At 62.9% G+C, this 26,032-nt stretch carries 27 protein-coding genes and 5 tRNA genes; 13 read left to right on the forward strand and 19 right to left on the reverse strand.

The window, feature by feature from the left end; all coding sequences use genetic code 11:
* The 7 genes from CLU87_RS19045 to CLU87_RS19075 form a co-directional block, all read right to left on the reverse strand.
* Nucleotides 1–76: transfer RNA gene (locus CLU87_RS19045), tRNA-Trp, on the reverse strand.
* Nucleotides 77–91: 15 nt separating this feature from the next.
* Nucleotides 92–1,282, reverse strand: a complete 1,191-nt coding sequence (gene tuf, locus CLU87_RS19050; RefSeq protein ID WP_099731469.1) for an elongation factor Tu — start codon at nt 1,280–1,282, stop codon at nt 92–94.
* A 74-nt stretch (nt 1,283–1,356) separates the two neighbouring features.
* Nucleotides 1,357–1,431 (reverse strand) — tRNA-Thr (locus CLU87_RS19055).
* A gap of 60 nt (nt 1,432–1,491) precedes the next feature.
* Nucleotides 1,492–1,565 (reverse strand) — tRNA-Gly (locus CLU87_RS19060).
* A gap of 74 nt (nt 1,566–1,639) precedes the next feature.
* Nucleotides 1,640–1,725 (reverse strand) — tRNA-Tyr (locus tag CLU87_RS19065).
* A gap of 102 nt (nt 1,726–1,827) precedes the next feature.
* A tRNA-Arg gene (locus tag CLU87_RS19070) sits at nt 1,828–1,903 on the reverse strand.
* A 69-nt stretch (nt 1,904–1,972) separates the two neighbouring features.
* The gene (locus tag CLU87_RS19075; RefSeq protein ID WP_099731470.1) at nt 1,973–2,629 is read right to left on the reverse strand and encodes a TetR family transcriptional regulator; all 657 of its coding nucleotides are present in this window, start codon (nt 2,627–2,629) and stop codon (nt 1,973–1,975) included.
* A gap of 188 nt (nt 2,630–2,817) precedes the next feature.
* Between CLU87_RS19075 and CLU87_RS19080 the strand changes: the two genes are divergently transcribed.
* From CLU87_RS19080 to CLU87_RS19095, 4 genes are all read left to right on the forward strand, one after another.
* Nucleotides 2,818–4,113: an efflux RND transporter periplasmic adaptor subunit gene (locus tag CLU87_RS19080; RefSeq protein WP_099731471.1), complete on the forward strand. Its 1,296-nt coding sequence runs from the start codon at nt 2,818–2,820 to the stop codon at nt 4,111–4,113.
* Between the two features lie 13 nt (nt 4,114–4,126).
* Nucleotides 4,127–7,282 carry an efflux RND transporter permease subunit gene (locus tag CLU87_RS19085; RefSeq protein ID WP_056059085.1) on the forward strand — a complete coding sequence of 1,052 codons (3,156 nt, stop codon included), beginning with the start codon at nt 4,127–4,129 and terminating at the stop codon, nt 7,280–7,282.
* Nucleotides 7,275–8,708, forward strand: a complete 1,434-nt coding sequence (locus CLU87_RS19090; RefSeq protein ID WP_099732251.1) for an efflux transporter outer membrane subunit — start codon at nt 7,275–7,277, stop codon at nt 8,706–8,708. The genes CLU87_RS19085 and CLU87_RS19090 overlap by 8 nt, the downstream gene beginning before the upstream one ends.
* A 155-nt stretch (nt 8,709–8,863) precedes the next feature.
* The gene (locus tag CLU87_RS19095; protein ID WP_099731472.1) at nt 8,864–9,724 is read left to right on the forward strand and encodes a cytochrome c5 family protein; all 861 of its coding nucleotides are present in this window, start codon (nt 8,864–8,866) and stop codon (nt 9,722–9,724) included.
* A gap of 153 nt (nt 9,725–9,877) precedes the next feature.
* Here the strand turns inward: CLU87_RS19095 and CLU87_RS19100 are convergent, their stop codons facing one another.
* The 3 genes from CLU87_RS19100 to CLU87_RS19110 form a co-directional block, all read right to left on the reverse strand.
* Nucleotides 9,878–10,426: a DUF2946 family protein gene (locus CLU87_RS19100; RefSeq protein WP_099731473.1), complete on the reverse strand. Its 549-nt coding sequence runs from the start codon at nt 10,424–10,426 to the stop codon at nt 9,878–9,880.
* Complete coding sequence (locus tag CLU87_RS19105) at nt 10,419–11,432, reverse strand: YheT family hydrolase (protein WP_099731474.1); 1,014 nt, start codon at nt 11,430–11,432, stop codon at nt 10,419–10,421. Before CLU87_RS19105 ends, CLU87_RS19100 begins: the two co-directional genes overlap by 8 nt.
* Before the next feature lie 67 nt (nt 11,433–11,499).
* The gene (locus CLU87_RS19110) at nt 11,500–11,952 is read right to left on the reverse strand and encodes a nuclear transport factor 2 family protein (protein WP_056059073.1); all 453 of its coding nucleotides are present in this window, start codon (nt 11,950–11,952) and stop codon (nt 11,500–11,502) included.
* A gap of 213 nt (nt 11,953–12,165) precedes the next feature.
* Here CLU87_RS19110 and CLU87_RS19115 point away from each other — a divergent pair, with 213 nt between their 5' ends.
* The 5 genes from CLU87_RS19115 (at nt 12,166) to CLU87_RS19135 (ending at nt 15,500) form a co-directional block, all read left to right on the forward strand.
* Complete coding sequence (locus tag CLU87_RS19115; protein ID WP_099732252.1) at nt 12,166–12,777, forward strand: LemA family protein; 612 nt, start codon at nt 12,166–12,168, stop codon at nt 12,775–12,777.
* A gap of 33 nt (nt 12,778–12,810) precedes the next feature.
* Complete coding sequence (locus tag CLU87_RS19120) at nt 12,811–13,731, forward strand: YgcG family protein (RefSeq protein WP_099731475.1); 921 nt, start codon at nt 12,811–12,813, stop codon at nt 13,729–13,731.
* Complete coding sequence (locus CLU87_RS19125; protein WP_099731476.1) at nt 13,731–14,273, forward strand: TPM domain-containing protein; 543 nt, start codon at nt 13,731–13,733, stop codon at nt 14,271–14,273. Before CLU87_RS19120 ends, CLU87_RS19125 begins: the two co-directional genes overlap by 1 nt.
* 553 nt (nt 14,274–14,826) lie before the next feature.
* Nucleotides 14,827–15,114: a hypothetical protein gene (locus CLU87_RS19130; protein WP_056746105.1), complete on the forward strand. Its 288-nt coding sequence runs from the start codon at nt 14,827–14,829 to the stop codon at nt 15,112–15,114.
* Nucleotides 15,115–15,203: 89 nt separating this feature from the next.
* Complete coding sequence (locus CLU87_RS19135; protein WP_056062211.1) at nt 15,204–15,500, forward strand: hypothetical protein; 297 nt, start codon at nt 15,204–15,206, stop codon at nt 15,498–15,500.
* A 292-nt stretch (nt 15,501–15,792) separates the two neighbouring features.
* Here the strand turns inward: CLU87_RS19135 and CLU87_RS19140 are convergent, their stop codons facing one another.
* The 9 genes from CLU87_RS19140 to CLU87_RS19180 all read right to left on the reverse strand — a co-directional run bounded on the left by CLU87_RS19140 (nt 15,793) and on the right by CLU87_RS19180 (nt 22,959).
* The gene (locus tag CLU87_RS19140) at nt 15,793–16,209 is read right to left on the reverse strand and encodes a F0F1 ATP synthase subunit epsilon (RefSeq protein WP_015012216.1); all 417 of its coding nucleotides are present in this window, start codon (nt 16,207–16,209) and stop codon (nt 15,793–15,795) included.
* Nucleotides 16,210–16,284: 75 nt separating this feature from the next.
* Nucleotides 16,285–17,691 carry a F0F1 ATP synthase subunit beta gene (gene atpD, locus CLU87_RS19145; protein ID WP_056058846.1) on the reverse strand — a complete coding sequence of 469 codons (1,407 nt, stop codon included), beginning with the start codon at nt 17,689–17,691 and terminating at the stop codon, nt 16,285–16,287.
* 33 nt (nt 17,692–17,724) lie between these two features.
* Nucleotides 17,725–18,591: a F0F1 ATP synthase subunit gamma gene (gene atpG, locus CLU87_RS19150; protein ID WP_056058853.1), complete on the reverse strand. Its 867-nt coding sequence runs from the start codon at nt 18,589–18,591 to the stop codon at nt 17,725–17,727.
* Nucleotides 18,592–18,609: 18 nt separating this feature from the next.
* A complete protein-coding gene (gene atpA / locus CLU87_RS19155; RefSeq protein ID WP_056058856.1) occupies nt 18,610–20,163 on the reverse strand; it encodes a F0F1 ATP synthase subunit alpha in 1,554 nt (517 codons plus the stop codon).
* Between the two features lie 42 nt (nt 20,164–20,205).
* The gene (locus CLU87_RS19160; RefSeq protein ID WP_056058859.1) at nt 20,206–20,748 is read right to left on the reverse strand and encodes a F0F1 ATP synthase subunit delta; all 543 of its coding nucleotides are present in this window, start codon (nt 20,746–20,748) and stop codon (nt 20,206–20,208) included.
* Nucleotides 20,749–20,758: 10 nt separating this feature from the next.
* A complete protein-coding gene (locus CLU87_RS19165) occupies nt 20,759–21,229 on the reverse strand; it encodes a F0F1 ATP synthase subunit B (RefSeq protein WP_056058864.1) in 471 nt (156 codons plus the stop codon).
* 34 nt (nt 21,230–21,263) lie between these two features.
* Nucleotides 21,264–21,533, reverse strand: coding sequence for a F0F1 ATP synthase subunit C (gene atpE, locus CLU87_RS19170; RefSeq protein WP_015012210.1), 270 nt, complete (start codon nt 21,531–21,533; stop codon nt 21,264–21,266).
* 54 nt (nt 21,534–21,587) lie between these two features.
* Nucleotides 21,588–22,466, reverse strand: a complete 879-nt coding sequence (gene atpB / locus CLU87_RS19175) for a F0F1 ATP synthase subunit A (RefSeq protein ID WP_010467223.1) — start codon at nt 22,464–22,466, stop codon at nt 21,588–21,590.
* 19 nt (nt 22,467–22,485) lie between these two features.
* Nucleotides 22,486–22,959 carry an ATP synthase subunit I gene (locus CLU87_RS19180; RefSeq protein ID WP_056058866.1) on the reverse strand — a complete coding sequence of 158 codons (474 nt, stop codon included), beginning with the start codon at nt 22,957–22,959 and terminating at the stop codon, nt 22,486–22,488.
* Nucleotides 22,960–23,246: 287 nt separating this feature from the next.
* Between CLU87_RS19180 and CLU87_RS19185 the strand changes: the two genes are divergently transcribed.
* From CLU87_RS19185 to CLU87_RS19200, 4 genes are read left to right on the forward strand one after another with little or no spacing between them, the layout of a single operon-like run.
* The gene (locus tag CLU87_RS19185) at nt 23,247–23,564 is read left to right on the forward strand and encodes a YbeD family protein (protein WP_056058869.1); all 318 of its coding nucleotides are present in this window, start codon (nt 23,247–23,249) and stop codon (nt 23,562–23,564) included.
* Between the two features lie 22 nt (nt 23,565–23,586).
* Complete coding sequence (gene lipB, locus CLU87_RS19190; protein WP_099731477.1) at nt 23,587–24,282, forward strand: lipoyl(octanoyl) transferase LipB; 696 nt, start codon at nt 23,587–23,589, stop codon at nt 24,280–24,282.
* A 15-nt stretch (nt 24,283–24,297) separates the two neighbouring features.
* Nucleotides 24,298–25,278 carry a lipoyl synthase gene (gene lipA / locus CLU87_RS19195; RefSeq protein WP_056058875.1) on the forward strand — a complete coding sequence of 327 codons (981 nt, stop codon included), beginning with the start codon at nt 24,298–24,300 and terminating at the stop codon, nt 25,276–25,278.
* A gap of 33 nt (nt 25,279–25,311) precedes the next feature.
* Complete coding sequence (locus CLU87_RS19200; protein ID WP_099731478.1) at nt 25,312–26,025, forward strand: AraC family transcriptional regulator; 714 nt, start codon at nt 25,312–25,314, stop codon at nt 26,023–26,025.
* Nucleotides 26,026–26,032: the final 7 nt, after the last annotated feature.

Genomic DNA, 26,032 nt, shown 5'->3' on the forward strand with positions numbered 1-26,032 from the left:
TGGCAGGGGCAGTAGGAATCGAACCTACAACCTTCGGTTTTGGAGACCGACGCTCTGCCAATTGAGCTATACCCCTGTATACCTTGTTTGATTAAGCAATGATCTTGGCCACGACGCCAGCGCCCACGGTACGGCCGCCTTCGCGGATAGCGAAGCGCAGACCTTCTTCCATGGCGATGGGGTTGATCAGCTTCACAGTGATCGACACGTTGTCACCAGGCATGACCATTTCCTTGTCGGCTGGCAGCTCGATGGCGCCAGTCACGTCGGTCGTGCGGAAGTAGAACTGGGGACGGTAGTTGTTGAAGAAAGGAGTGTGGCGACCGCCTTCGTCCTTGCTCAGCACATACACCTCAGCCGTGAAGTGGGTGTGGGGCTTGATCGAGCCGGGCTTGCACAGCACTTGGCCACGCTCCACGTCTTCGCGCTTGGTACCGCGCAGCAGCAGGCCGACGTTGTCGCCAGCTTGGCCTTGGTCCAGCAGCTTGCGGAACATTTCCACGCCGGTGCAGGTGGTCTTTTGCGTGTCGCGGATACCCACGATTTCGATTTCTTCGCCGACCTTGATGATGCCGCGTTCCACGCGACCGGTCACCACGGTGCCGCGGCCGGAGATGGAGAACACGTCTTCCACGGGCATCAGGAAGGCACCGTCCACAGCGCGCTCAGGCGTGGGGATGTAGGTGTCCAGGGCTTCGGCCAGCTTCATGATGGCTTCTTCACCCAGCTTGCCTTTGTCGCCTTCCAGGGCGAGCTTGGCGGAGCCACGGATGATGGGGGTGTCGTCGCCTGGGAAGTCGTACTTGTCCAGGAGTTCGCGCACTTCCATTTCGACGAGTTCCAGCAGTTCTTCGTCGTCCACCATGTCGCACTTGTTCAGGAACACGATGATGTAAGGCACGCCCACTTGGCGAGCCAGCAAGATGTGCTCGCGGGTCTGGGGCATGGGACCGTCAGCAGCGGAGCAGACCAGGATAGCGCCGTCCATCTGGGCAGCGCCGGTGATCATGTTCTTCACATAGTCGGCGTGACCGGGGCAGTCCACGTGAGCGTAGTGGCGGTTGGCCGTTTCGTATTCCACGTGGGCGGTGTTGATCGTGATGCCGCGGGCCTTTTCTTCGGGCGCAGCGTCGATCTGGTCGTAGGCCTTGGCTTCGCCGCCGAACTTGGCGGACAGCACGGTAGCGATCGCTGCCGTCAGCGTCGTCTTGCCATGGTCCACGTGACCGATCGTGCCCACGTTCACGTGGGGCTTGGTCCGCTCGAATTTTCCTTTTGCCATTTTTCCGACTCCGAAAAAAATCTAAATCAACACAACAGGATCTCGGCGCAACCAGAACCGGACGCACCAGAAAATGGTGCCCATGGCGGGAATCGGACCCGCGACCTCTCCCTTACCAAGGGAGTGCTCTACCACTGAGCCACATGGGCAATTGGCGCCGCTCGCACAACACCAAAAATCTCTACTCAACAAACCAGCACAACAAACAATGGAGCGGGAGACGGGAATCGAACCCGCGTCATTAGCTTGGAAGGCTAGGGTTCTACCATTGAACTACTCCCGCGCAGACCACCGGCCTTTGCGAACCCAACTTTGCACCCGCAAAGTCAAGCATCACTCTCAACACTGCTCACTCACTGGTGGAGGGGACTGGATTCGAACCAGTGTAGGCGTAAGCCAACAGATTTACAGTCTGCCCCCTTTAGCCACTCGGGCACCCCTCCGGAGAATTTCGAATTATAGCACCAAATTTTTACGCATTCAGAAATTAAACGTATTTGACGCTCTTCACAAACGCTGTAAGCGCTCGCTGCTGCATGTACCGTTGGTGCGGCTGGCGGGGATCGAACCCACGACCCTTGGCTTCGGAGGCCAATACTCTATCCACTGAGCTACAGCCGCATACCTCTGATTGACGCAGCCTTTGATTATTGCACGCGGCAAGCATCCAAACAAACAAAGCCCTGGCGCTCAGCCCCCACAGGATGCAGCAGGCACTTTCGTACCGACCAGCGACAACCCCACACCACGCAAAAATGCGTCGGTGCTGGCGCCACCTACGCCAATGAGATCAAAGCCACCATCATTCAGAATCCAGTTGCGGATCAGCCCATCAAAAAGGGCATGCAGGCTGATGGCCGCGTCCACCGCCGACATCGACAGCACCACCCCTTGCGACTCAGCAGCCAGCGCAAAGTCGCGCGCCAGCTGCTGCGTAAACCCTTCGGAGGCCGCCACATGGCGCTCGCGCAGCCCCATCAGCTCGTTCACGTATTCCACCTTGTACAACGCAATCTCGAAAACCCTTCGGGTGTGCTCGTCCGAGGCCACACTGCGCAGTACCAGCGCCATCACCGCCCGAAGGCGTTGCAAAGGATCAGCGCAAGTGCTGTCTTCAAAACTGGCAAAACCCTGCTCTAGCGGCAGCGTGACACGGTCCATCATGGCGCTAAACAGGTCTACCTTGTCCTTGAAGTGCCAGTAGATCGCACCACGCGTGGCTCCCGCCGCCTGGGCAATATCACTCAGCGACGCGCGGGACACCCCTTTTTCCCGAAACACCAACTCAGCCGCATCGATCAACCCGTTGCGGGTTGCGATTGCATCTTCTTTTGTCCGGCGCGCCATAGTTAAACATCCTGTTGAGTCTCCAAAACCCCTACGACTGCCCAGGGGCATCTGCAGCAGTCAACAATTATACATTCATGTCTGTATGTATAATTTCTGATCAAACTGTCGGGGCATTGAGCGAAGCGCTCCAGACCTCCCACTTTTTTTCCAGATCCCTTTTTTTGACGCCCACCCAAAGGACTCTCATGCCTCAACTGCGTGACGCATCCGGCACCCCTTACTTGCGTGCCACCACCACCCGACGAGTGCTTTCGCTGGCTGCCATCAGCGCAGCAGTACTGCTTGTATCCGCCTGTGGCAAGGCCGATGGACAGGCCGCCGGGGCGGGCGGTCCCAAGCCGCCCCCGGTCGAAGTGGGAGTCGTTACCGCCACGCCCGGCGACGTGGGGCTGATCACCGAGCTGCCTGGCCGCGTTGAGGCATCGCGCGTGGCCCAGGTGCGCGCCCGGGCCGCAGGCATCCTCCAGCAGCGGGTGTTCAAGGAAGGCAGCGACGTCAAGGCGGGACAAGTGCTCTTCCGCATTGATCCCGCTCCCTACGCCGCAGCGGCAGAGAGCGCGCGTGCTAGCCTCGCCAAGGCCCAGGCCAATCTGGCACAGGCCAGCGCACAAGCTGAGCGCTATCGCCCCCTGGTTGCAGCCAATGCCATCAGTAAGCAGGACTTTGTAAACGCAGAGGCGGCCGAGAAACAAGCCCAGGCCGACGTGGCGGCCGCTAAGGCTGCTGTGCGCACCGCCGACATCAACCTCAGCTATGCCAGTGTGACCTCCCCCATCTCCGGCCGCATTGGCCGCGCACTGGTCACCGAAGGCGCCTTGGTCGGCCAGGGCGAAGCGACCGCATTGGCTGTGGTGCAGCAGATTGACCCGGTGTACGTGAACTTCACCCAATCGGCCGGTGACGTCTTCCAACTGCGCCGCGCCATGGAAAGTGGGCAGTTCAAGCGCGCTGGCGGCAGCCAGGCAGCCAGCGTCAAGCTGGTGCTCAGCGACGGATCTGAATACGCACAAGCTGGCAAGCTGCTGTTCACGGACTTGTCGGTGGACTCCACCACCGGCCAGGTCACCCTGCGCGCAGAGGTGCCCAATCCCAAGGGCGAGTTGCTGCCCGGACTGTATCTGCGTGTGCGGATTGAACAGGCACAAGCCAGCAACGCCATCACCCTGCCCCAGCAGGCTGTCACGCGAACCCAGCAGGGCGACACGGTCAGCGTGGTTGGCGAGGACGGCAAGGTGTCGCAGCGCACCGTCAAGATCAGTGCCGCACAGAACAACCGCTGGGTGGTGCTGGACGGTCTGAAGGCGGGTGAAAAAGTGATGGTGGACGGCTTCCAGAAGCTGCAGATGCTGCCTCCCGGAACCCCGGTAAAGCCCGTTCCATGGCAAGCACCGGGCACGCCTGCGCCGGCAGCAGCGACTGCCGCAGCGCCAGCCTCCGCAGAGGCGCCGACAGCGCCCGCTTCGGCAGCATCCAAGCCATAAGGGGCAATCCAGCATGGCCAAATTTTTCATTGACCGCCCCATCTTTGCGTGGGTGATTGCGCTGTTCATCATGGTGATGGGCGGCGTAGCCATCACGCAGCTACCTATTGCACAGTACCCGCCGGTGGCACCACCGTCCATCGTCATCAACGCGGCATACCCCGGCGCATCGGCGCAAACCCTCGAAGACAGCGTGCTGTCGGTCATCGAACGCGAGATGAACGGCTCCCCCGGGCTGATCTACATGGAATCGGTCGCGCAGGCCGATGGTTCCGGCAGCATCACGCTGAGTTTCCAGCCCGGCACCAATGCCGACCTGGCGCAGGTGGACGTGCAAAACCGGCTTTCACGGGCCACGCCGCGCCTGCCTTCTGCCGTGACACAACAGGGGGTGCGCGTGGACAAGTCGCGCTCCAACTTCCTGCTGTTCACCATGCTGTCGTCCAGCAACCCGGCCACCGACACCGTGGCCTTGGGTGACTATGCGTCGCGCAACGTGGTGCCAGAACTGCAACGCCTTAAGGGTATTGGCCAGGCCCAGCTGTTTGGCACGGAGCGCGCCATGCGCATCTGGATCGACCCGGCCAAGATGGTGAGCTACAACCTGTCGGCAGCAGAGATCACTGCAGCCATACGCGCCCAGAACGCCCAGGTGGCCAGCGGCACCATTGGCGACCTGCCCAATGTCGCGGGCCAAGGCATTGCCGCCACCGTGGTGGTCAATGGGCAACTGTCCAGCGTTGAACAGTTCGGCAACGTCGTGCTGCGTGCCAACACCGATGGCTCCACCGTGCGCATCAAGGATGTGGCGCGTGTGGAACTGGGTGGCCAGGCCTACGCCACCGCCGCACGCCTGAACGGAAAGCCCGCCGTGGGCATCGGCGTTCAGCTGTCGCCCAGCGGTAACGCACTGGAGGCCGCCAAGGACGTGCGCGCGAAGATGGATGAGCTGTCACGCTACTTCCCCGAAGGTATGAGCTGGAGCATTCCTTACGACAGCTCGCGCTTCGTAGACATCTCCATCAAGCAGGTCGCTGAAACACTGGTCGAGGCCGTGGTGTTGGTGTTCCTGGTGATGTTCCTGTTTCTGCAGAACTGGCGCTACACCATCATCCCGACGATCGTGGTACCGATTGCGCTGCTGGGTACGTTTGCCACACTGCTGGCGCTGGGGTTCTCGATCAACGTGCTGACCATGTTTGGCATGGTGCTGGTGATCGGCATCGTGGTGGACGACGCCATCGTGGTGGTGGAGAACGTTGAGCGCATCATGAGCGAAGAAGGCCTGTCGCCGCTGGAAGCCACGCGCAAGGCCATGCGCCAGATTTCGGGCGCCATCATTGGCGTGACGGTGGTGCTGATCTCGGTGTTCGTGCCGCTGGCATTTTTTGCAGGCTCCACGGGCAACATCTACCGCCAGTTCTCGGCGGTGATGGTGGCATCTATTGGCTTCTCAGCCTTCATGGCCCTGTCGCTCACACCGGCACTGTGCGCCACGCTGCTCAAACCAGTCGAGGCGGGACATCACCACGAAAAGACTGGCTTCTTTGGCTGGTTCAATCGCGGCTTTTCGCGCACTGCCAAAGGCTATGAGGGCTTTGTGGCCCGCATGCTGCGGCGCGCCGCGCGTTACCTGGTGATCTACGCAGCCATCATCGGTGCTGTGACCGTGGTCTACATGCGCCTGCCGACCTCGTTCCTGCCCAGCGAAGACCAGGGCAACATCATCGTCAACGTGCAATTGCCACCTGGCGCCACGCAGGAGCGTACGCTGGCCGTGATGGAGCAGGTCGAAGGCTTCATCCTCAAGCAGCCCGAGGTGCAAAGCATGGTGGGTGTGCTGGGCTTCAGCTTCTCCGGCCAGGGGCAGAACGCGGCCCTCGCCTTTGTGACCCTCAAGGACTGGAGCGAGCGCCATGGCCCCGGTCAGTCGGCACAGGACGTGGCCAACCGCGCCTTTGGTGCGCTGATGGGCATTCGCGATGCTTTCATCTTCCCGTTGAGCCCCCCGCCCATTCCCGAGCTGGGCAACGCCAGCGGCTTCACGTTCCGCCTGCAGGACCGTGGCGGCGCAGGGCACGAGGCCCTGGTGAAAGCCCGCAATCAGTTGCTGGGCATGGCCTCGCAGAGCAAGGTGCTCACGCAATTGCGCCCCGATGGTCTGGAAGACGCTCCGCAGTTGCAGATCGACATAGACCGCGACAAAGCCAACGCGCTGGGTGTGCCGTTTGATGCCATCAACTCCGCGCTGTCCACCGCGCTGGGCTCCAGCTATGTGAACGACTTCCCGAACCAGGGCCGCCTGCAGCGGGTGGTAGTGCAGGCCGATGCGCCGGCGCGCATGCAGCCCGACGATCTGCTGCAGATCAATGCCACCAACAGCCAGGGCAAACCGGTGCCGCTGTCGGCGTTCGCAACCACGCGCTGGGTGACCGGCGCGCAGCAAACCGTGCGCTACAACGGCTACCCCGCCATGCGCATTTCCGGCTCGCCAGCGCCGGGCTACAGCACGGGAGCTGCCATGGCCGAGATGGAGAAGCTCGCTGGCCAACTGCCCCAAGGCTTCGGTTTTGAATGGACCGGCCAGTCGCGCGAAGAAAAGCTGGCAGGCTCGCAGTCGCTCATCCTGTACAGCTTTGCCATCCTGGCCGTGTTCCTGTGCCTGGCTGCGCTGTACGAGAGCTGGTCGATCCCGCTGGCCGTGATCCTGGTGGTGCCCCTGGGCGTGCTGGGCGTGCTGCTGGCCACCTTGCTGCGCGGCTATGCCAATGACGTGTACTTCCAGGTGGGCCTGATCACCATCATTGGCCTGTCAGCGAAAAACGCCATCCTGATCATCGAGTTCGCCAAGGACCTGCAGGCCCAGGGCAAGGGCGTGATCGAGTCGGCGCTGGCCGCCGCGCATTTGCGGTTCCGCCCCATCGTGATGACCTCGATGGCGTTCGGCCTGGGCGTGCTGCCACTGGTCGTCGCGTCGGGTGCGGGCTCTGCCAGCCAGCGGGCCATCGGCACCGGCGTGCTGGGTGGCATGGTCACAGGCACCGCACTGGCCGTGTTCTTTGTGCCTGTGTTCTTTGTGGTGGTGCGCAGCCTGTTCAAAGGCAGCGCGCGCCAGCAGGAAATGAACCGCCGCCATGCAGAAGAAGCAGGAGTTGGAACCCATGAATAAGAACCGAAGTACCCCCATGGCGTTGGCAGCAGCCACGGCGGCTGCGCTGCTGGCTGGCTGCTCGTTCATCCCCACCTATGAGCGCCCGCAGCCCCCCGTCCCCGCCACCTACGCCGGCGGGGCGGCAACGACCGACAGCGCAGCTGCGCAGTCGGGAGCCACCGTGCCCTGGCAGAACTACTTTGCCGAGCCACGCCTGCAACAGCTCATCGACATTGCGCTGGCCAACAACCGCGACCTGCGTGTGGCCATGCTCAACATCGAGCAAGCTCGGGCCACCTACCAGGTGCGCCGGGCCGACCTGTACCCGGGCGTGGGACTGGCCGCCAATGCCAGCCGGGCCCCTGCCACGGGCACGGGCAACCTGACCAACTCGTTCAGCGTGGGTCTGGCCGTATCCGCATGGGAAATCGACTTCTTTGGCCGCATTGCGAGCCTCAAGGAGCAGGCACTCGCCCAGTACCTTGCCACGGAAGAAGGCCGCAACGCCGCACAGGTGAGCCTGGTGGCGGCAGTGGCCAATGGCTGGCTGACACTGCTGGCCGACGAGGAGCTGCTGGACCTGTCGCGCCAGACCCTTGCATCGCGCGAGGAGTCGGTGCGCCTGACCCGGATGCGCCTGGACGCGGGTGTGGCATCCGAGCTCGACTTCCGCCAGGCCGAGTCGCTCACCCAGGCGGCCCGCGCCACGCTGGCGCAACAGCAGCGCCAGCGCGCGCTCGACGAAAACGCGCTGGTCCTGCTCCTGGGCCAGGCACTGCCGCAAGACGTGCGCGCCAGTCTGGCCGGTGGCAAGCTGGCCGACGCGCCTGTGATGGCACCGTTGCCTGCCGGCGTGCCGTCGGAGCTGCTCACCCGCCGGCCGGACATCCGCCAGGCGGAGCAGCAACTGATTGGCGCCAACGCCAACATCGGCGCTGCGCGGGCGGCGTTTTTCCCGCGCATCTCCCTGACGGCGCAGGCAGGCACAGCCAGCGGCGAACTGTCCGGCCTGTTCAAGAACGGCTCCTGGGGCTTCACCATCGCGCCATCCCTGCTGCTGCCCATTTTTGACGCAGGCCGCAACCAGGCCAACCTGGACAGCGCCCGGGTCGGCCGGGAGATTGCCGTGGCGCAGTACGAAAAGGCCATCCAGACCGCGTTCCGCGAGGTCTCGGATGCACTGGCGGGGCAAGCCACGCTGGGCGAACAGGCCCAGGCCCAGCAACAGCAGGCCCAGGCAGAGGCCGCGCGCCTGCAGCTGGCCGACCTGCGCTACCGCAACGGCGTGGCCAGCTATCTGGATCTGCTGGACGCACAACGCTCGCTGTTCACGGCCCAGCAGGCAGTGGTGCAGGTGCGGCTGGCGCAACTGCAAAACCAGGTGTCGCTGTACAAGGCACTGGGGGGTGGAGCGCCCGACACCAGCGCCCGGCTCCCCTCCTGACGCCCTGCGCGGGAGCGAGCGCAGCCCCTGGGGCGCCGCGCTCGCTCTGGGGCAAACCCGTGGTTGTCTGCATCCAGCGGGGATGGGAATAACCATCCCCGCAGATATAATTTAAGGTTAATTACACCGAAGCCCCCGATACACCTGAGGACGACATGAGCGACAACCACCACGAAGAAGCCCATACCGGCCCGATCAAGAACCCCAAGCAGTTGCTGGTCGCGGTACTTTTCTCGTTTGTGATTCCGATCTTTGCCATCATTGGCTTGGTCCTGTATGTGACGTCGGCGGACAAGCCCGCTGCCGGTGCCGTCAACCCCGAAAAGGCCATCGCCGAACGCATCCAGAAGATCGGCATGGTCGAAGTGCGCGACGCCAACCGCCCCCTCAAGAGCGGCGAAGAAGTGTTCAAGGCCCAGTGCTCCGCCTGCCATGCTTCCGGCGCTGCGGGTGCCCCCAAGTTTGGTGATGCCGCTGCCTGGGCTGCGCGCATTGGCACCGGGTTTGAAGCCCTGGTGCAGTCGGCCCTGAAGGGCAAGGGCGCCATGGCCCCCCAAGGTGGCGGCGACTTCAACGACACCGAAATTGCGCGCGCTGTGGCCTATATGGCCAATGCGGGTGGGGCCAAGTTTGCCGAACCTGCTGCTCCCGCAGCCGCTGCCCCAGCCGCTCAGGCAGACGCAGCGCCAGCCGCCGCTCCTGCACCAGCACCCGCAGCAGCCCCTGCAGCTGCTGCGCCCGCTGTAGCGGTAGCTGCCGCACCTGCAGCCGCCGCAGCAGGCGCTGGCGAGGCTCTGTACAAGCAGGCTTGCCAGGTGTGCCACGCTGCCGGTGTGGCCGGTGCTCCCAAGTTTGGTGACAAGGCCGCCTGGGCCGCTCGCCTGCCCGCAGGCATCGACGCGCTGTACACCAGTGTCGCCAAGGGCAAGGGCGCCATGCCTCCGCGTGGCGGCTCCCAAGCCTCTGACGCCGATCTGCGCGCCGCGGTGGAGTTCATGGCAGCCGCCGCCAAGTAAGGCAGCGCCTCACCCTGCACGGGCGGGGTAGAACCCCCACCCGGAAAGCCGGTCCTTGCGACCGGCTTTTTTTTCGTCTTGCAGGTTATCCAGTGCCGTGGTGAGCCGCTCTGAGTGCCTGCAACTCCGGGTTGAAGGCGGTGGGGCGGAGCTTCAGGTTGGCGGAGGGGCACCGGCTTGCGACCGGGCGCGCGGACTGCAGACATACCCGTAGCGTGCCGGAAGGTCCTGCGCCTGCACGTCCTGCGGCGTCCAGCGTCCGTCGGTCACAGCCTCTGCAGCCAGTGCCACATCCAGCGTGTGCACCAGCCCCAGGCCCAGGTCTGTCTCCAGGTACACACGGCCCTGCTCGTCCAGCAGGCAGTGGCGGACCGACGCCTCCCGGCCCGTATGGCTGATGGCGCGCAGGTCTTGCGGCTGCAGACGCCAGACCCAGGGCGTGGCCTCCAGCTCGACATACACGCGCTGGGGGCCGTTTTGAAAGAACCACTGCCCCTGGTCGTCATGCTCGTAGTTGCGGGCTATGAACGCGATGAGCTTGTCGTGCTGCAGCAACGACCCTTTGCTGTGCGGAAACGCACCCGCTGCCTGCACCGCGTCGTCGCGCAGATACCAGTGGCCACGCGCATCCAGGCCCAGCCAGCCGTAGCAGTCGGGCACGTTGGGCCATTTGGCCAGTGCCTGTTTGACGATGTCATCCATGGGCGGATTGTGCGCCGTGCAGCGCCAGCGCCCCACTGTGCTCGGCCAGCCACCCTCCCACTGCGTCGGGCATGGCGCGCACATGCCCCGGTGGCAAGCCGCGCGGGAACCCCACATGCCCGCCATGCGGCGGCTGCCAGAGCGTCACATGGCGTCCCACCTCGCGCACGTCCGGCAGACTGCCAGCGGGCACAAAGGGGTCATTGCGCGCGTTCACCACCAGCGCCGGAATGCGGATGCGGTGCAGCAGCGGCTTGGCCGACGCGCGCAGCCAGTAGTCCTCGGTATTACGGAATCCGTGGACGGGCGCGGTGAACACGTTGTCGAACGCGTACAGGTCCCGCGCGGCCAGCAGCGCCTGCCGGTCAAACAGCCCCGGGTGCTGGGCCAGCTTCTGCAGCGCCTTGGGCACCAGGGTGCGCATGAACATGCGCGTGTACACCAGCCGGTTGAAGCCGCGCCCAATGGCATGGCCGCCCGCTGCCAGGTCGATGGGCGAGCACACGGCCGCCACCGCATCCGCGCTGCGCGCAGCGTCAGTGCCCACTTCGGCGGCCCAGCGCAGCAGGGCGTTGCCGCCCAGTGACACTCCTACCGCCATCAGCGGCCCCTGGTGGTGCACCCGCAGTTGCTGCAGCATCCAGCCGATCTCCGCATGGTCGCCCGAGTGGTAGGCGCGCGGGGCACGGTTGATCTCCCCGCTGCAGCCGCGAAAGTGCGGCAGCGCGCAGGCCCAGCCGCGCTCGCGGGCCAGGTCGGCAAAGGCTTCGCAGTAATGGCTGCGTGATGAGCCCTCCAGCCCGTGGAACACCACCAGCAGCGGCCTGGGAGCGTCAGCCACCACACCGTCCTGGAGAAAGTCCACATCGACAAAATCGCCATCGGGGGTGTCCCAGCGCTCACGGCGGTACTCGGGACGCGGGCCGAACACACGGCGTGCGTACAGCGCGGGCCAGATCGTTTGCAACTGGCCACCGGGGAGCCAGCGAGGCGCTATGTATTTCATAGCTGCCAAGGCATATGTTGTCGGCGCATACAGCCAATTTGGCCCCAAATTCTCACGCAGGGGCCTCTCAATGCAGAACGGGGCGCTGCGCCAGCACATCCACCTGGGCGTCGGGCGCCACGCCCGGGCTGGCGTGGTGGGCCACCATGCGCCAGCCTTCGGGGGTCTTGTGGTACACGTTGGTGGCCATGACCACGGCCTGGTGCAGGCCGTCAGGCAGCATCACCTCGACCTGCTCGACCACGCTGTGCACGGCACTCGACAGCGCCACCACGCGGTGCACCTGCGCCGGCCGGGCACGCACCGTGCCATGGGAGAACATGGCCTCGAACGCGGCACGGATGGCGGCGGGCCCCAGCAGGCGCGGTCCGCCCGGGTGCACACAGACAATCTCGTCATCGTCCGCCCAGCACGACATCAGCAGCTCGATGTCACCGCGCTGCAGCGCCTCATAAAACGCGGTTTCGGTTTCATCCGAAGAGCCACCCAGGGTGGCTGCTTTTGATCGGGCGCGGGGCATGTTAATTCTGGTGGTAAGTGGGTCGGAACGGCGTGACAGGTACAACGCCAGCCTGCTATTGTGCGGCGGCGGTGCAATGCCTGGCTGCCTACCGATTTTGTACGGGCCCGGGCGGGGGCCACCATCGCTGGTCTGCGACCAGTTTGTGGACTGGCGCCCTCCGGTTTCTGGCACAGTCATCCCATTTCTCCATCGGCGGACTCCACCATCATGATGATCCAACGTCTTCTTGCCCTCCTCACCTTGCTCGCCGCCACGCTCACGCTGAGCGGCTGCGGCTACAACGACTTCCAGCGCCTGGACGAGCAATCGAAGGCCGCCTGGAGCGAAGTGCTCAACCAGTACCAGCGCCGTGCCGACCTGGTGCCCAACATCGTCGCCACCGTGAAGGGCGAGGCCAACTTTGAACAGGAGACGCTGACCAAGGTGGTCGAGGCCCGCGCCAAGGCCACGGCCATCCAGGTCACGCCCGAGACGCTGAACAACCCCGAGGCTTTCAGCAAGTTCCAGCAGGCCCAGGGAGAGTTGTCCAGCGCCCTGTCGCGCCTGATGGTCGTGTCCGAGCGCTACCCCACCTTGCAGGCCAACCAGGGCTTTCGCGACCTGCGGGTGACGCTGGAAGGCACCGAAAACCGCATCACCGTGGCCCGCAACCGCTACATCCAGACCGTGCAGGAGTACAACGTGCTGGCCCGCAGCTTCCCCACCAACCTCACGGCCATGGCCTTCAGCTACGCCCCCAAGCCCAGCTTTACCGTCGCCAACGAGGCGCAGATTTCCGTGCCGCCCGCGGTGGACTTCTCCGCATCCAAGGCCAAGCCCTGAACAACCCCTTGCAGGGCCTGATGTGAGCTGAATATGCTGCTAGCGCCTATTCGATATGCCCTGATAGCTATATTTTTTATAGCTGCATGGCCTATCTTTGGCTGGGCCCAATCGCAGCCGCTGGCTGTGCCCCCGCTGACCGGCCACGTCATTGATCAGACCGGCACGCTCAGCGCCGCAGACACCCAGGCGCTGGAGGGCCAGCTGGTCGCCCTCGAAAAGTCGCGCGGCTCGCAGGTCGTCGTGCTGATGGTGCCCACCACCGCACCAGAGGACATCGCCGCCTATGCAAACCGCGTCGGCAACCAGTGGAAGATCGGGCGCCGCGACGTGGGTGACGGCGTGCTGGTGGTGGTGGCCAAGAACGACCGCAAGATGCGCATCGAGGTTGCCAAGTCTCTGGAAGGTGCCATCCCCGACATCGCAGCAGCACGCATCATCGACGGCGCGATGAAGCCCCGCTTTCAGCAAGGCGACTTTGCCGGCGGCCTGAGCGCTGCGGTCACGCAGATCGGCGCGCGCATTGCGGGCGAAGCCCTGCCCGCCCCGGCTGAGAGGTCCGCCCCTGCCGCTGGGGGCAGCAGTCATGGCCTGTTCGACTGGACGGACTTTGCCATCTTCCTGTTCTTCGGCGTCATGGTGGCCGGCCCGTTGGCTCGCAGCCTCCTGGGGGCTGCGCTGGGCGGACTGGCGGTAGGAGGCGGCGTAGGCGCCCTGGCGTTCGTGTTCACCTCCAGCCTGCTGCTGTCGGTGGGCGCGGGCGTGATTGCGCTGCTCTACACCTGGCTTTTTGGAGGCAGCAGCGGCCCCATCAGCCTGGGGCATGGCGGCGGAGGCTCCGGGGGCTGGAGCAGCGGCAGTTCGGGCGGATTCAGCAGCAGCAGTGACAGCGGCGGCTTCAGTTCGGGCGGTGGGGGCGATTTTGGTGGCGGTGGTGCATCGGGAGACTGGTGATGGGTGTTGAGAACAGCGGGCAACCAACGCACACGCTATGGCGTTCCATCTGGAGGCTCGTCCACCATCGCTGGCACGACGCCTTCGGCCGATCCGCCATCCCGTTGCAAGCACTGCAGCGCCTCGGCGCGCAGGTCGCTGCCAGCGAGCGGCAGCACACCGGGCAGATTCGCATCGTGGCGGAAGCGGGGCTCCCCTGGAGCTACCTGCGCCGTCACGCCAATGCACGCGAACGCGCGCTGATGCTGTTCAGCAAACACCGCGTGTGGGACACCGAACACAACAACGGCGTGCTGATCTACCTGCTGATGCCGGAACATGCTTTCGAGATCGTTGCCGACCGGGGCCTGGCACGACATGTCCCACCCACCGCATGGCAGGAGATGGCGACGAAGATGTCGGCCCAGTTTCAGCAAGGCCGCTACGAAGAAGGCCTGGCGCAGGCCTTGGGCGCGGTAGGAGCCCTGCTGGTGGAGCACTTTCCGCGCGCCACCGATTCGCCCTCCGTCAACGAGCTACCCGACGCGCCGGTCGTGCGCTGAATACCGTCTGGCGGCCATCCCGAGCATCTACAACGCGACGCGAACCAGAGCGCCCAGAGGGCAGCCATTGTGTGTATGGGCGGGCTGCAGCTCAGCCAGACGACACGTGCAGTTCAGGCGCAAACTGCTTTCCATGGGCATTGAATTGAACACCCCACATCCAGCCCCAGCAGGCCACATTGCGGAGCTAACCCGCTGACTCTGCGCAGGTGCGCCCGTCACACGCCTTCGGCTCTACAGCCCTGCAGCCCTGCACTCTGCAACCGTCCTGAATATGTACCCGGGTTATCCATCAGCAGGTACCTATATCCGGCCGAACCAGTGCCCCAAGCCCACGGACTGGCCCTCATCCCATCTTCATTGTTTCCAATACTGGAACAGTTAGTTCGCGACCCGGTGGTTTTTCTCTGCACCCCACCGGCGTACAGTTCATCCCATCGATGAGCCGAACCCGCAAGGCGACTCACCGAACCCGGTCCCAGGCAGCTTTCTTTGTTTTTGGCGCTTTGTCCCGGTTTTTTGAGCCGCTTCTTTAACTTCAAGGATTTCCATCATGAACAACACCGCACGTTTCCTGTCTATCGCCGCTGTCGCCGCTTTCGCTTCTTTTGGTGCCCAGGCTGACGAAGCCGATGCTTCGCAGTTCGCCACCAAGTTTGAAACCAACCGCACCCGTGCTGAAGTGGCTGCAGAAGCTGCTACCGTGGCCCAGACCCGCTCGATCGAGCCCGCTGGTTCGCGTGTGGTGACTTACAAGTCCACGGCTGACCGCGCTGCCGTGCGTGCCCAGGCTGCTGAAGCAGTGCGTACCGGCCAGATTTCTTCGGGTGAGCGCGGCTGATTCACCAGGGGCGGCTGAATCTGCCGCCCTGGTTGCGCCGTATCTCTCAGTACCCAAGTCCTCTTTTTAGAATTTTCCGGAGTTTCACCATGAACAAGTCTGTCCGTTTCCTGTCCGTTGCTGCTGTCGCCGCTTTTGCCGCTTTTGGTGCCCACGCTGATGAGGCAGATGCTTCGCAGTTCGCCACCAAGTTCGAAACCAACCGCACCCGCGCTGAAGTGGCTGCCGAAGCTGCTACCGTGGCCCAGACCCGCTCCATCGAACCCGCTGGTTCGCGTGTGGTGACCTACAAGTCCACGGCTGACCGTGCTGCTGTGCGTGCCCAGGCTGCTGAAGCCCTGCGCACGGGCCAGATCTCTTCTGGCGAAATCGGCAACGCGATGTAATTGCCAAAGGCCCCATGCGGACTGCATGAGGGCTTTGTGAAAAGTGCCAATGCAAAAGGCCGGGGCCCTGTGAGGGGCCCCGGCCTTTTTTAGCCTGGCGGGCAGCCGTTTCGTTTCGGAGCAGCGCTAAAAGTCACCGATCATCCACATCAAACGGAACTCATGGCAATCCACGGCTGGGGGGAGCGTATGCACCATGGCAAGGCCAATGCTGGAGGGCATCCACACAGCGCAGAAATAAAAAAACCCGGCATTGCCGGGTTTTTTGCCGCACAGGGGTGCTCGCAAAAGCTTACTTCTTCTGGCGGAACTTGCGCAGTGCCGCAATCTGGGCTGCCATAACAGCCAGCTCGGACTGGGCCTTGGCCAGATCGATGTCGCTCTTGGCGTTCTTGAGCGCTTCTTCGGCTGCAGATTTGGCTGCGTTGGCCTTCTCGTCGTCCAGGTCCTTGCCACGGATGGCGGTGTCGGACAGCACGGTCACGCAGTTGGGTTGCACTTCCAGAATGCCACCGGCCACGAAAACGAACTCTTCGCCACCGTCAGCCATTTCGATGCGCACCGAGCCCGGCTTGATGCGGGTGATCAGCGGGGTGTGGCGGGGGTAGATGCCCAGTTCGCCAGCTTCGCCGGGCAGAGCGACAAAACGCGCTTCACCGGAGAAGATGGACTCTTCGGCACTGACCACATCAACGTGGATGGTGTTCATCATTGCTCCTAGGAAAAGGTGGGTTGCTTGATTGCTGAAGGCCGCGCTGCCATGGGCTGCCCGGCCGACGGCTCATCAGGCCACCTTCTTGGCCTTTTCGAAGGCTTCGTCAATGGTGCCCACCATGTAGAACGCTTGCTCTGGCAGGTGATCGCATTCGCCGTTCACGATCATCTTGAAACCGCGGATGGTTTCCGACAGGGGAACGTACTTGCCTGGCGAACCCGTGAACACTTCAGCCACGTGGAAAGGCTGCGACAGGAAACGCTGGATCTTGCGAGCGCGGGCCACAGCCAGCTTGTCTTCAGGAGCCAGTTCGTCCATGCCCAGGATGGCGATGATGTCGCGCAGTTCCTTGTAGCGCTGCAGCGTACCTTGCACGGCGCGGGCCGTGGTGTAGTGGTCTTCGCCCACCACGTTCGGGTCCAGCTGGCGGCTGGTGGAGTCCAGAGGATCCACGGCGGGATAGATACCCAGCGAAGCGATGTCACGCGACAACACCACGGTGGAGTCCAAGTGAGCAAACGTCGTGGCAGGCGATGGGTCGGTCAAGTCATCCGCTGGCACATACACGGCCTGGATGGAAGTGATCGAACCGACCTTGGTGGACGTAATACGCTCTTGCAGGCGGCCCATTTCTTCGGCCAGCGTAGGCTGGTAGCCCACGGCGGAAGGCATACGGCCCAGCAGAGCGGACACTTCGGTACCGGCCAGCGTGTAGCGGTAGATGTTGTCCACGAAGAACAGCACGTCACGGCCTTCGTCACGGAAGGATTCCGCGATGGTCAGGCCGGTCAGGGCCACGCGCAGACGGTTGCCTGGGGGCTCATTCATCTGGCCGTACACCATGGCGACCTTCGAGTCTTCGAGCTTCTCGAGGTTCACCACGCCGGAATCGGCCATTTCGTGATAGAAGTCGTTCCCTTCACGGGTACGCTCGCCCACACCAGCGAACACCGAAAGACCACTGTGGGCCTTGGCAATGTTGTTGATGAGTTCCATCATGTTCACGGTCTTGCCCACGCCGGCGCCGCCGAACAGACCCACCTTGCCGCCCTTGGCGAACGGGCACACCAGGTCGATCACCTTGATGCCGGTTTCCAGCAGCTCTTGCGATGGCGACAGTTCGTCGTACGCAGGGGCCTTGCGGTGGATGGAAGCCGTCAGGTCCTGGCTGACCGGACCGCGTTCGTCGATGGGCGTGCCCAGCACGTCCATGATGCGGCCCAGCGTCGCCTTGCCCACAGGCACGGTGATGGGGTTGCCGGTGTTGGACACCATGATGCCGCGACGCAGGCCGTCGGACGAACCCAGGGCAATGGTACGCACCACGCCGTCGCCCAGCTGCTGTTGCACTTCCAGCGTCAGCGACGAGCCTTCGAGCTTCAGGGCGTCATAAATCTTGGGCATCTGGTCGCGGGGGAACTCCACGTCCACCACAGCGCCGATACATTGAACAATCTTGCCTTGCACTTGAGCCATTTTTCGCTCCAATAAAGTAGTTTGTTGAGCTGCTTACACAGCAGCGGCGCCAGCCACGATTTCCGAAAGTTCTTTCGTGATCGCTGCCTGGCGCGTCTTGTTGTAGACCAGCTTCAACTCGCCAATGACGCTGCCGGCGTTGTCGGTGGCAGCCTTCATGGCCACCATGCGCGCCGACTGCTCGGACGCCATGTTTTCCGCAACCGCCTGGTAGATCAGGGACTCGACATAACGGACCAGCAGCTCGTCGATGACGCTTTGCGCATCGGGCTCATAGATGTAGTCCCAGCCGTGTTCCGTCTTCTCAGCCTGCATCTGCTCGGAGGACAGGGGGAGCAACTGCTCCACCACCGATTCCTGCTTCATGGTGTTGATGAACTTGGTGTAGCTCAGGTACACCGCGTTGATCTTGCCTTCTGCGTATGCATCGAGCAGCACCTTCACCGGGCCAATCAGCTTGTCCAGGTGGGGGGTGTCGCCCAGACCCGTCACGTGCGAAACCACCTTGGCGCCCACACGGTTCAGGAAACCCAGGCCCTTGTTGCCAATCGCCACGGCTTCGGTCGAGACGCCAGCACCTTGCAGTTCACGCAGCTTGGTCGTCACGGCACGCAACACGTTCGTGTTCATGCCGCCACACAGACCCTTGTCGGTGGTGATGACGATGACGCCAGCGGTCTTGGCATCGTTCACTTTCATGAACGGATGCACGTACTCTGGGTTGGCCTTGCCGAGGTTGGCTGCAATGTTGCGGATCTTCTCGCTGTATGGGCGGGCAGCCCGCATCCGGTCCTGCGCCTTGCGCATTTTGGATGCGGCCACCATTTCCATGGCTTTGGTGATCTTCTTGGTGTTTTCCACCGATTTGATCTTGCCGCGTATTTCCTTGCCTGCTGCCATGATGGCTCCTCGTCCGGTTTAAGCGAACGACTTCTTGAACGCGGCGATCGCTGCGGTCAATTCGGCTTCTGCGTCCTTGTCCATGGCCTTGGCCTGCTCCAGCTTGGCCAGCAAAGCGGCGTGGCTGGTCTTCAGGAACTGGTGCAGGCCGTGTTCGAAGTCGAGCACCTTCTTGACGTCGATGTCGTCCATGAAGCCCTTGTTCACAGCGAACAGCGTGGAAGCCATCAGCGAGATGGGCAGTGGGCTGTACTGTGCCTGCTTGAGCAGTTCGGTCACGCGGGCACCGCGGTCCAGCTGCTTGCGGGTGGCTTCGTCCAGATCGGAGGCAAACTGCGCGAACGCAGCCAGTTCGCGGTACTGGGCCAAGTCGGTACGGATACCACCGGACAGGTTCTTCACCAGCTTGGTCTGGGCTGCACCGCCGACGCGCGACACCGAGATACCGGCGTTGATAGCGGGGCGGATACCGGCGTTGAACAGGCTGGTTTCCAGGAAGATCTGACCGTCGGTGATCGAAATCACGTTGGTAGGCACGAAAGCGGACACGTCGCCAGCTTGCGTTTCGATGATGGGCAGTGCCGTCAACGATCCGGTCTTGCCCTTGACTTCACCCTTGGTGAAGGCTTCGACGTAGTCGGCGTTCACGCGGGCTGCGCGTTCGAGCAGACGGCTGTGGAGATAGAACACGTCGCCAGGATAGGCTTCGCGGCCTGGTGGGCGGCGGAGCAGCAGGGACACTTGGCGGTAGGCAACGGCTTGCTTGGACAGATCGTCATACACGATCAGCGCGTCTTCACCGCGGTCGCGGAAGTACTCGCCCATCGTGCAGCCCGAGTAGGCCGACACGTACTGCATGGCGGCCGATTCGGAAGCCGATGCGGCCACCACAATCGTGTACTCCATGGCGCCGGCTTGTTCCAGAGCGCGCACCACGTTCTTGATCGAAGAAGCCTTCTGACCAATAGCGACGTAGATACAGGTAACGCCCTGACCCTTCTGGGCAATGATGGCGTCGATGGCGACGGCCGTCTTGCCGGTCTGGCGGTCACCAATGATCAGCTCGCGCTGGCCACGGCCCACGGGCACCATCGAGTCGATGGACTTCAGGCCGGTCTGCAGAGGCTGGTCCACCGATTTACGGGCGATCACACCAGGAGCAACCTTTTCGATCACGTCGGTGAGCTTGGCGTTGATGGGACCCTTGCCGTCGATCGGCTGGCCCAGGGCATTCACCACGCGGCCGATCAGTTCGGGGCCGACGGGCACTTCCAGAATACGGCCCGTGCACTTCACGGTGTCGCCTTCGGAGATATGCTCGTACTCGCCCAGAATCACGGCGCCGACGGAGTCGCGCTCAAGGTTCAGCGCCAGACCGTAGGAGGGCTGGCCGTCCTTGGTCGCGGGGAACTCGAGCATTTCGCCCTGCATCACGTCCGACAGGCCATGAACGCGCACGATACCGTCGGACACGGACACCACGGTACCCTGGTTGCGGATATCGCTGCTGGCGGCCAGACCTTCGATGCGGCTCTTGATGAGTTCAGAAATTTCTGCGGGATTGAGTTGCATGACTCTTTCCTTCTTTCTTTGGTTCGCTGTCCTCGCCGCGCATTACGCGATGAGGGCCGCTTTCATTTGTTCAAGACGGGCCTTGACCGAAGTGTCCAGCACCTCGTCACCCACCACTACGCGAATACCACCGATCAGGGACTCATCCAGCTTCACAGCGAGGTTGAGCTTGCGGCCGAAGCGCTTTTCCAGCGCTGCGCTGACCTCAGACAGTGCAGCACTGTCCATCGGAAATGCGCTGTACACCACGGCATCCGAAGATCCGTTGCGACGATTCACGAGGGCACGAAACTGCGCAGCCACTTCCGGGAGCGCATCAATGCGTCCGTTGTCGATGACTGTGCGCAGGAAATTTTTGGCCATATCCGGCAGGGCCGAGCGGGCGACCCCGGTGAATACAGCGAACACCTGGTCTGCCGTCACCTTGGGGTTGTCCGCCAACTGACGCAGCTGGGGGTTGGCGGCAATCGCCGCCAGTTCGTCCATCCAGGCAGCGGTGCTGCCCAGATCGACGCCCGCGCCCGCAGTGGCAGCCTTGAACAAGGCATCGGCGTAAGGGCGGGCAATGGTGGCGAGTTCAGCCATGTGTGTCCCCTTACAGCTCGGTCTTCAGGCGGTTGAGCAGGTCGGCATGGACGCCAGCATTGACTTCCTTGCGGAGAATCTGCTCGGCACCCTTGACGGCCAACGCTGCCACCTGCTCACGCAGGGCTTCGCGGGCTTGGACCGTCTGCTGCTCGGCTTCAGCGCGGGCAGCAGCAACAATCTTGTTGCCTTCCTCTGTGGCGCGGGCCTTGGCTTCTTCGATGATGGCCTGGGCACGACGGTCGGCGTCCGCAAGACGCGAGGCCGTCTCGTTGCGCGCCTGTGACAGCTCCTTCTCGACGCGCTGGTTGGCAGCGGTCAGTTCGGATTTGGCACGGTCGGCAGCTGCGAGGCCATCGGCGATTTTCTGGGCTCGCTCATCCAGCGCCTTCGCGATCGGGGGCCACACGAATTTCATCGTGAACCACACGAGGATCAGGAAGACGATGGCCTGAACGAACAGGGTCGCATTGATACTCACGGCAACACCTTTCTAAAGTGGCGTTGAACGGGAATTACTTGGGCAGGTTGGCCAAGAGCGTGGAAACGAAGGGGTTGGCGAAAGCGAACAGCAGAGCGATAGCCACGCCGATCAGGAACGCAGCGTCGATCAGACCAGCCAAGATGAACATCTTGGTTTGCAGTTCGTTGATCAGTTCAGGCTGACGTGCCGACGATTCGAGGAACTTGCCACCCATCAGGGCGATGCCGATGGAAGCGCCGATAGCGCCCAGACCAACGATCAGACCACAAGCCAGAGCGACGAGACCGAGAATGTTTTCCATGATGACTCCTGAGTTAAAAAGAAAAGTTAAGGAAAGAAAAAACGAAAGGGGAACTTAGTGCGCGTTGTGCGCCTGACCGAGGTAGATCAGCGCCAGCATCATGAAAATGAACGCTTGCAGCGAGATCACCAAAATGTGGAACAGCGTCCAGATGGTGCCAGCGATGACGTGGCCCACAGGCAGCAGCACACCCGACAGCGACAGGGCCGCAGCACCACCCATGAGGGCGATGAGCATGAACACCAGCTCGCCAGCGTACATGTTGCCAAACAACCGCATGCCGTGGGACACGGTGTTGGCGACATATTCAATGATCTGCATGAGCAGATTCACCACGCCCAGGATCAGGGCGAAGATAGGATTCTTGCTGGTGCCGAAAGGGGCCGACACCAGTTCGTGTGCCCAGCCGCCAGCACCCTTGATCTTGACGCTGTACCAGAAGCGCAGGATCAGGATGGCAAAAGCGAGGCCCAGCGTGGTAGACAGGTCAGCCGTGGGCACGACACGCAGATAGGCGTGGTGAGGATCGTGGCCGGCGGCGCCATAGATTTGCGCCCAGATGGCGGGCAGCAGGTCCACAGGCAGCATGTCCATGAAGTTCATCAAGAAGATCCAGACGAACACCGTCAGACCCAGGGGCGCAATGAACTTGCGGCTTTCAGCGTTGTGAATGTTCGCCTTGGCCTGGTTGTCCACCATCTCGACCAGCATCTCGACCGCTGCCTGGAAGCGTCCAGGCACACCAGAGGTTGCCTTCCGGGCAGCTGACCACAGAATCAAAAGGGTGAGAGCCCCCAGAACCAAACCGACGATGATCGAGTCATAGTTGATGACAGTGAAATCAACGATCTTGGTCTGGTTGACGTTTTGAAGATGCTGCAGGTGGTGAACGATGTATTCACTTGCAGTCGGAGCGTGCGCTTCTGCGGCCATCGGACAACTCTTCTCTCTATCAATCGGTTTTTCGGACACCAGGCCGCACCAACAGTGCCACCCAGTACGTTTTCATTGCGACCACCATGCCAATCAGCAAGGCAATCCAGCTCAAGCCCGGCACCAGCCGAGGTGCCGCCGCCAGCAGCGCCACCGTCAACATGATCTTGGCGATTTCCCACCCAAAGAACCCCACCATGGCAGCCCGCGGATTGGATGACGCCTTGTGGCGCAACACACCGCGGGCAAACAGTGCAGCCGGAGCCACCACTGCCAGGGCACCGTAGGCTGCAGACCAACCCACCACCGCCCTGCCCGTCAGAACCCAGGCCACCAGGGCCACCAGCATTCCGACCAGCGCCTGACCTGCCACCACCTTCCACACCGAGAGGGGCGGATGGCGACTGCGCCACTGCTGCGCCTCTTGGGCCGTCAGGGGCTTGAAGTCAGATTCTTCAGCCTCAGTTTCAGTCTCTGGCGGGATTGTTTTCATTGATGAATGACGCCCGCGTTACAGACCGCAACTTTTACAAAGCCTCTAATTATAAGTAAAAACCCATGGCACCAGACAAAAACCCGCAAACGTGCCTGTGGGCTTCGTGTGCGCCTGCTCTGTTGTGGTGATGCGCCAACGGCTTTTGCGCTCCAAAAAACTCGCGCAATGCACCGATCTGGCGCACGCCAAACACACAATTCAGACACCCTCATCAGCCCGTGGCGCACAATGACAGTGCATGCCTAGCTATTGAAACTGCAGCATCCCTACCACCGCGATCCACCATGACATCCTCCAATCCGCCGCCCGCCAACGGCCTCGATACGCAGGCAACAGATCCACGCAAAGACTCGCTGATCGAATACCCCTCCAAGTTCCCGATCAAGGTCATGGGCGCCAAGGTGGATGGGTTCGTGCACGCGGTGACCGAACTGGCCCGCCAGTTTGACCCCACCTTCGACGCCGCCACCATTGAACTGCGGGACAGCCGCGCAGGCAATTACCTCGGAGTAACCATCACCATCACGGCGACCAGCCGCGAGCAGCTGGACGACCTGTACCGTGCGCTGTCATCGCATCCGCTGGTGAAAGTGGTGCTGTAGCCGCCCCCCGGCAAGTTGCGCCATGACGATTGACATCCGCCTGCTGGGCCGTGCGGACTACGCCAGCACTGTGCAGGCCATGCAGGACTACACGACCACACGTACGCCCTCTGACCCGGATACGCTTTGGATTTGTGAGCACCCGCCGCTTTACACCCAAGGCATTGCAGGCAAAAACGATCATGTGCTTGACCCAGGCGAGATCCCCGTCATCGCAACCAACCGGGGTGGGCAGGTCACCTTCCACGGACCGGGCCAGGTGGTCGCGTACCCGCTGATCGACCTGCAACGCGCAGGCTATTTCGTCAAGGAATACGTTTATCGCGTCGAAGAGTCCGTGATCCGTGCGCTGGCGCACTTCGGCGTCACGGGCCACCGGGTTGCCGGCGCACCCGGCATTTATGTGCGCCTGGATGATCCGCGCAGCCACGCCATGCTGCCCCAACGCCCCCAAAAACGAACGGGCTCGGAGGCGCCCACGCCCGACTTCGAAGGCCTGGGCAAGATCGCGGCGCTCGGCATCAAGGTCAGCCGCCACTGCACCTACCACGGCGTGGCGCTGAACGTGAACATGGACCTGGAGCCCTACGGCCGCATCAACCCTTGCGGTTACGCAGGATTGAAAACGGTGGACCTTTCTACAATCGGGGTCCACACCACCTGGGAAGAAGCCGCGCAGGTGCTGGGCCAGCAGCTCAGCATCCGGTTGGCGCCCTGAACTCTGCCTACAGCCATGAGCACCCCTGAAGTCGTCCGCGAAGCGCAATCCACCGAAGCCTACAACCCGCTAGCCAAGCAAAAGGCTGCGGCCAAGCTGTCGCGCATTCCGATCAAGGTGGAGCAGGGCGAAGTGCTGAAGAAGCCCGAGTGGATCCGCGTGAAGGCAGGCAGCCCCACCACGCGTTTCTACGAGATCAAGGAAATCCTGCGCGAGCACAAGCTGCACACGGTGTGCGAAGAAGCGTCTTGCCCCAACATCGGTGAATGCTTCGGCAAGGGCACGGCCACCTTCATGATCATGGGCGACAAGTGCACGCGCCGCTGCCCGTTCTGCGACGTGGGCCATGGCCGCCCCGACCCGCTGGACAAGGACGAGCCGCTGAACCTGGCCAAGACCATTGCCGCGCTCAAGCTCAAGTACGTGGTGATCACCAGCGTGGACCGCGACGACCTGCGCGACGGCGGCAGCGGCCACTTTGTGGAATGCATCCAGAACATCCGCGAGCTGTCGCCCCAGACCCAAATCGAGATCCTGGTGCCCGACTTCCGCGGCCGTGATGACCGCGCGCTCGAAATCCTGAAAGCCGCGCCGCCCGACGTGATGAACCACAACCTGGAAACTGCGCCCCGCCTGTACAAGGAAGCGCGCCCCGGTTCGGACTACCAGTTCAGCCTGAACCTGCTCAAGAAGTTCAAGGCCTTGCATCCCAACGTGCCCACCAAGAGCGGGATTATGGTCGGCCTGGGCGAGACGGACGAAGAGATCCTGCAGGTCATGCGTGACATGCGCGCGCACAACATCGACATGCTGACCATCGGCCAGTACCTGGCACCCAGCAACAGCCATCTGCCCGTGCGCCGCTACGTGCACCCCGACACCTTCAAGATGTTCGAGGAAGAGGCGTACAAGATGGGCTTCAGCCATGCGGCAGTTGGCGCCATGGTGCGCTCCAGCTACCACGCGGACCAACAGGCGCACGCCGCTGGCGTGTAAGCCCTGTCCACCCGGCCCGGTCGCAGGTCACCCATGGGCCCGAATGGTCTGCTCTCGCTGCGCCGCTACGGCGCATCACCGGGCAGCCACAGCCATGACCATTTCCAGATTCTGCTGGGACTCTCCGGAGCGCTGGACCTGGAGGTGGCGGGCCGTGGCGTGCGCGTGGTACCCGGCGGCGGCTGCGTGATTGCCCCGGGAGATCGGCACGACTTTGAATCGTCCCGTGGCAGCCTGTGCCTGGTGCTGGACAGCGCACACCCCGACTGGGCGCGCTGTACCGGCCAACGACGCTCGACCAAACCACCCGCCGATGCACTGCCACTGGCGCACTATCTGGCGAGCGCACTGCAACAAGACCGCCCGCTGGCACAAACCTACGGCCCTGCGCTCTTGCTGGAGGCGTGGCTCGACAGCACCCATTCCGACTGTTCCACGCCCGTCCCCACGCGCGGCCGCACCATCAACTGGCCCGCCCTGCAGCAATGGGCGGCGCAGCAATGGCACCGTGAACTGACCGTGGCCGACCTGGCGGCGCAGGTGCATCTGAGCCCCAGCCAGTTTTCTGCCCGATGCCGGGACGACCAGGGCATGGGCGCCATGGCCTGGCTGCGCGGCTTGCGCCTGGCGCAGGCCCGGGTGCTGCGCAGCACGGGCATGGCGGTGGCCGAGGTGGCGCTGCGCACGGGCTACCGCTCGCCCTCGGCTTTGACTGCCGCATTGCGCCGGGCTGAGCAGCACACATAACGGCCGG

It is taken from the genome of Acidovorax sp. 59 (assembly GCF_002754175.1).
In the GTDB taxonomy this organism is placed as follows: domain Bacteria; phylum Pseudomonadota; class Gammaproteobacteria; order Burkholderiales; family Burkholderiaceae_C; genus Acidovorax; species Acidovorax delafieldii.

Excerpts from the sequence above, each read along its gene's own strand:
- atpA (WP_056058856.1), bottom strand. The coding sequence starts at position 20,163 with ATGCAACTCAATCCCGCAGAAATTTCTGAACTCATCAAGAGCCGCATC.
- CLU87_RS19140 (WP_015012216.1), bottom strand. The coding sequence starts at position 16,209 with ATGAACACCATCCACGTTGATGTGGTCAGTGCCGAAGAGTCCATCTTC.
- CLU87_RS19090 (WP_099732251.1), top strand. The coding sequence starts at position 7,275 with ATGAATAAGAACCGAAGTACCCCCATGGCGTTGGCAGCAGCCACGGCG.
- CLU87_RS19185 (WP_056058869.1), top strand. The coding sequence starts at position 23,247 with ATGACATCCTCCAATCCGCCGCCCGCCAACGGCCTCGATACGCAGGCA.
- CLU87_RS19125 (WP_099731476.1), top strand. The coding sequence starts at position 13,731 with ATGGGTGTTGAGAACAGCGGGCAACCAACGCACACGCTATGGCGTTCC.
- CLU87_RS19130 (WP_056746105.1), top strand. The coding sequence starts at position 14,827 with ATGAACAACACCGCACGTTTCCTGTCTATCGCCGCTGTCGCCGCTTTC.
- atpE (WP_015012210.1), bottom strand. The coding sequence starts at position 21,533 with ATGGAAAACATTCTCGGTCTCGTCGCTCTGGCTTGTGGTCTGATCGTT.
- CLU87_RS19105 (WP_099731474.1), bottom strand. The coding sequence starts at position 11,432 with ATGAAATACATAGCGCCTCGCTGGCTCCCCGGTGGCCAGTTGCAAACG.
- CLU87_RS19200 (WP_099731478.1), top strand. The coding sequence starts at position 25,312 with ATGGGCCCGAATGGTCTGCTCTCGCTGCGCCGCTACGGCGCATCACCG.
- CLU87_RS19085 (WP_056059085.1), top strand. The coding sequence starts at position 4,127 with ATGGCCAAATTTTTCATTGACCGCCCCATCTTTGCGTGGGTGATTGCG.
- atpD (WP_056058846.1), bottom strand. The coding sequence starts at position 17,691 with ATGGCTCAAGTGCAAGGCAAGATTGTTCAATGTATCGGCGCTGTGGTG.
- lipA (WP_056058875.1), top strand. The coding sequence starts at position 24,298 with ATGAGCACCCCTGAAGTCGTCCGCGAAGCGCAATCCACCGAAGCCTAC.
- CLU87_RS19115 (WP_099732252.1), top strand. The coding sequence starts at position 12,166 with ATGATCCAACGTCTTCTTGCCCTCCTCACCTTGCTCGCCGCCACGCTC.
- lipB (WP_099731477.1), top strand. The coding sequence starts at position 23,587 with ATGACGATTGACATCCGCCTGCTGGGCCGTGCGGACTACGCCAGCACT.
- CLU87_RS19135 (WP_056062211.1), top strand. The coding sequence starts at position 15,204 with ATGAACAAGTCTGTCCGTTTCCTGTCCGTTGCTGCTGTCGCCGCTTTT.
- atpB (WP_010467223.1), bottom strand. The coding sequence starts at position 22,466 with ATGGCCGCAGAAGCGCACGCTCCGACTGCAAGTGAATACATCGTTCAC.
- CLU87_RS19075 (WP_099731470.1), bottom strand. The coding sequence starts at position 2,629 with ATGGCGCGCCGGACAAAAGAAGATGCAATCGCAACCCGCAACGGGTTG.
- CLU87_RS19100 (WP_099731473.1), bottom strand. The coding sequence starts at position 10,426 with ATGGATGACATCGTCAAACAGGCACTGGCCAAATGGCCCAACGTGCCC.
- CLU87_RS19095 (WP_099731472.1), top strand. The coding sequence starts at position 8,864 with ATGAGCGACAACCACCACGAAGAAGCCCATACCGGCCCGATCAAGAAC.
- CLU87_RS19120 (WP_099731475.1), top strand. The coding sequence starts at position 12,811 with ATGCTGCTAGCGCCTATTCGATATGCCCTGATAGCTATATTTTTTATA.
- atpG (WP_056058853.1), bottom strand. The coding sequence starts at position 18,591 with ATGGCAGCAGGCAAGGAAATACGCGGCAAGATCAAATCGGTGGAAAAC.
- CLU87_RS19080 (WP_099731471.1), top strand. The coding sequence starts at position 2,818 with ATGCCTCAACTGCGTGACGCATCCGGCACCCCTTACTTGCGTGCCACC.
- tuf (WP_099731469.1), bottom strand. The coding sequence starts at position 1,282 with ATGGCAAAAGGAAAATTCGAGCGGACCAAGCCCCACGTGAACGTGGGC.
- CLU87_RS19160 (WP_056058859.1), bottom strand. The coding sequence starts at position 20,748 with ATGGCTGAACTCGCCACCATTGCCCGCCCTTACGCCGATGCCTTGTTC.
- CLU87_RS19110 (WP_056059073.1), bottom strand. The coding sequence starts at position 11,952 with ATGCCCCGCGCCCGATCAAAAGCAGCCACCCTGGGTGGCTCTTCGGAT.
- CLU87_RS19180 (WP_056058866.1), bottom strand. The coding sequence starts at position 22,959 with ATGAAAACAATCCCGCCAGAGACTGAAACTGAGGCTGAAGAATCTGAC.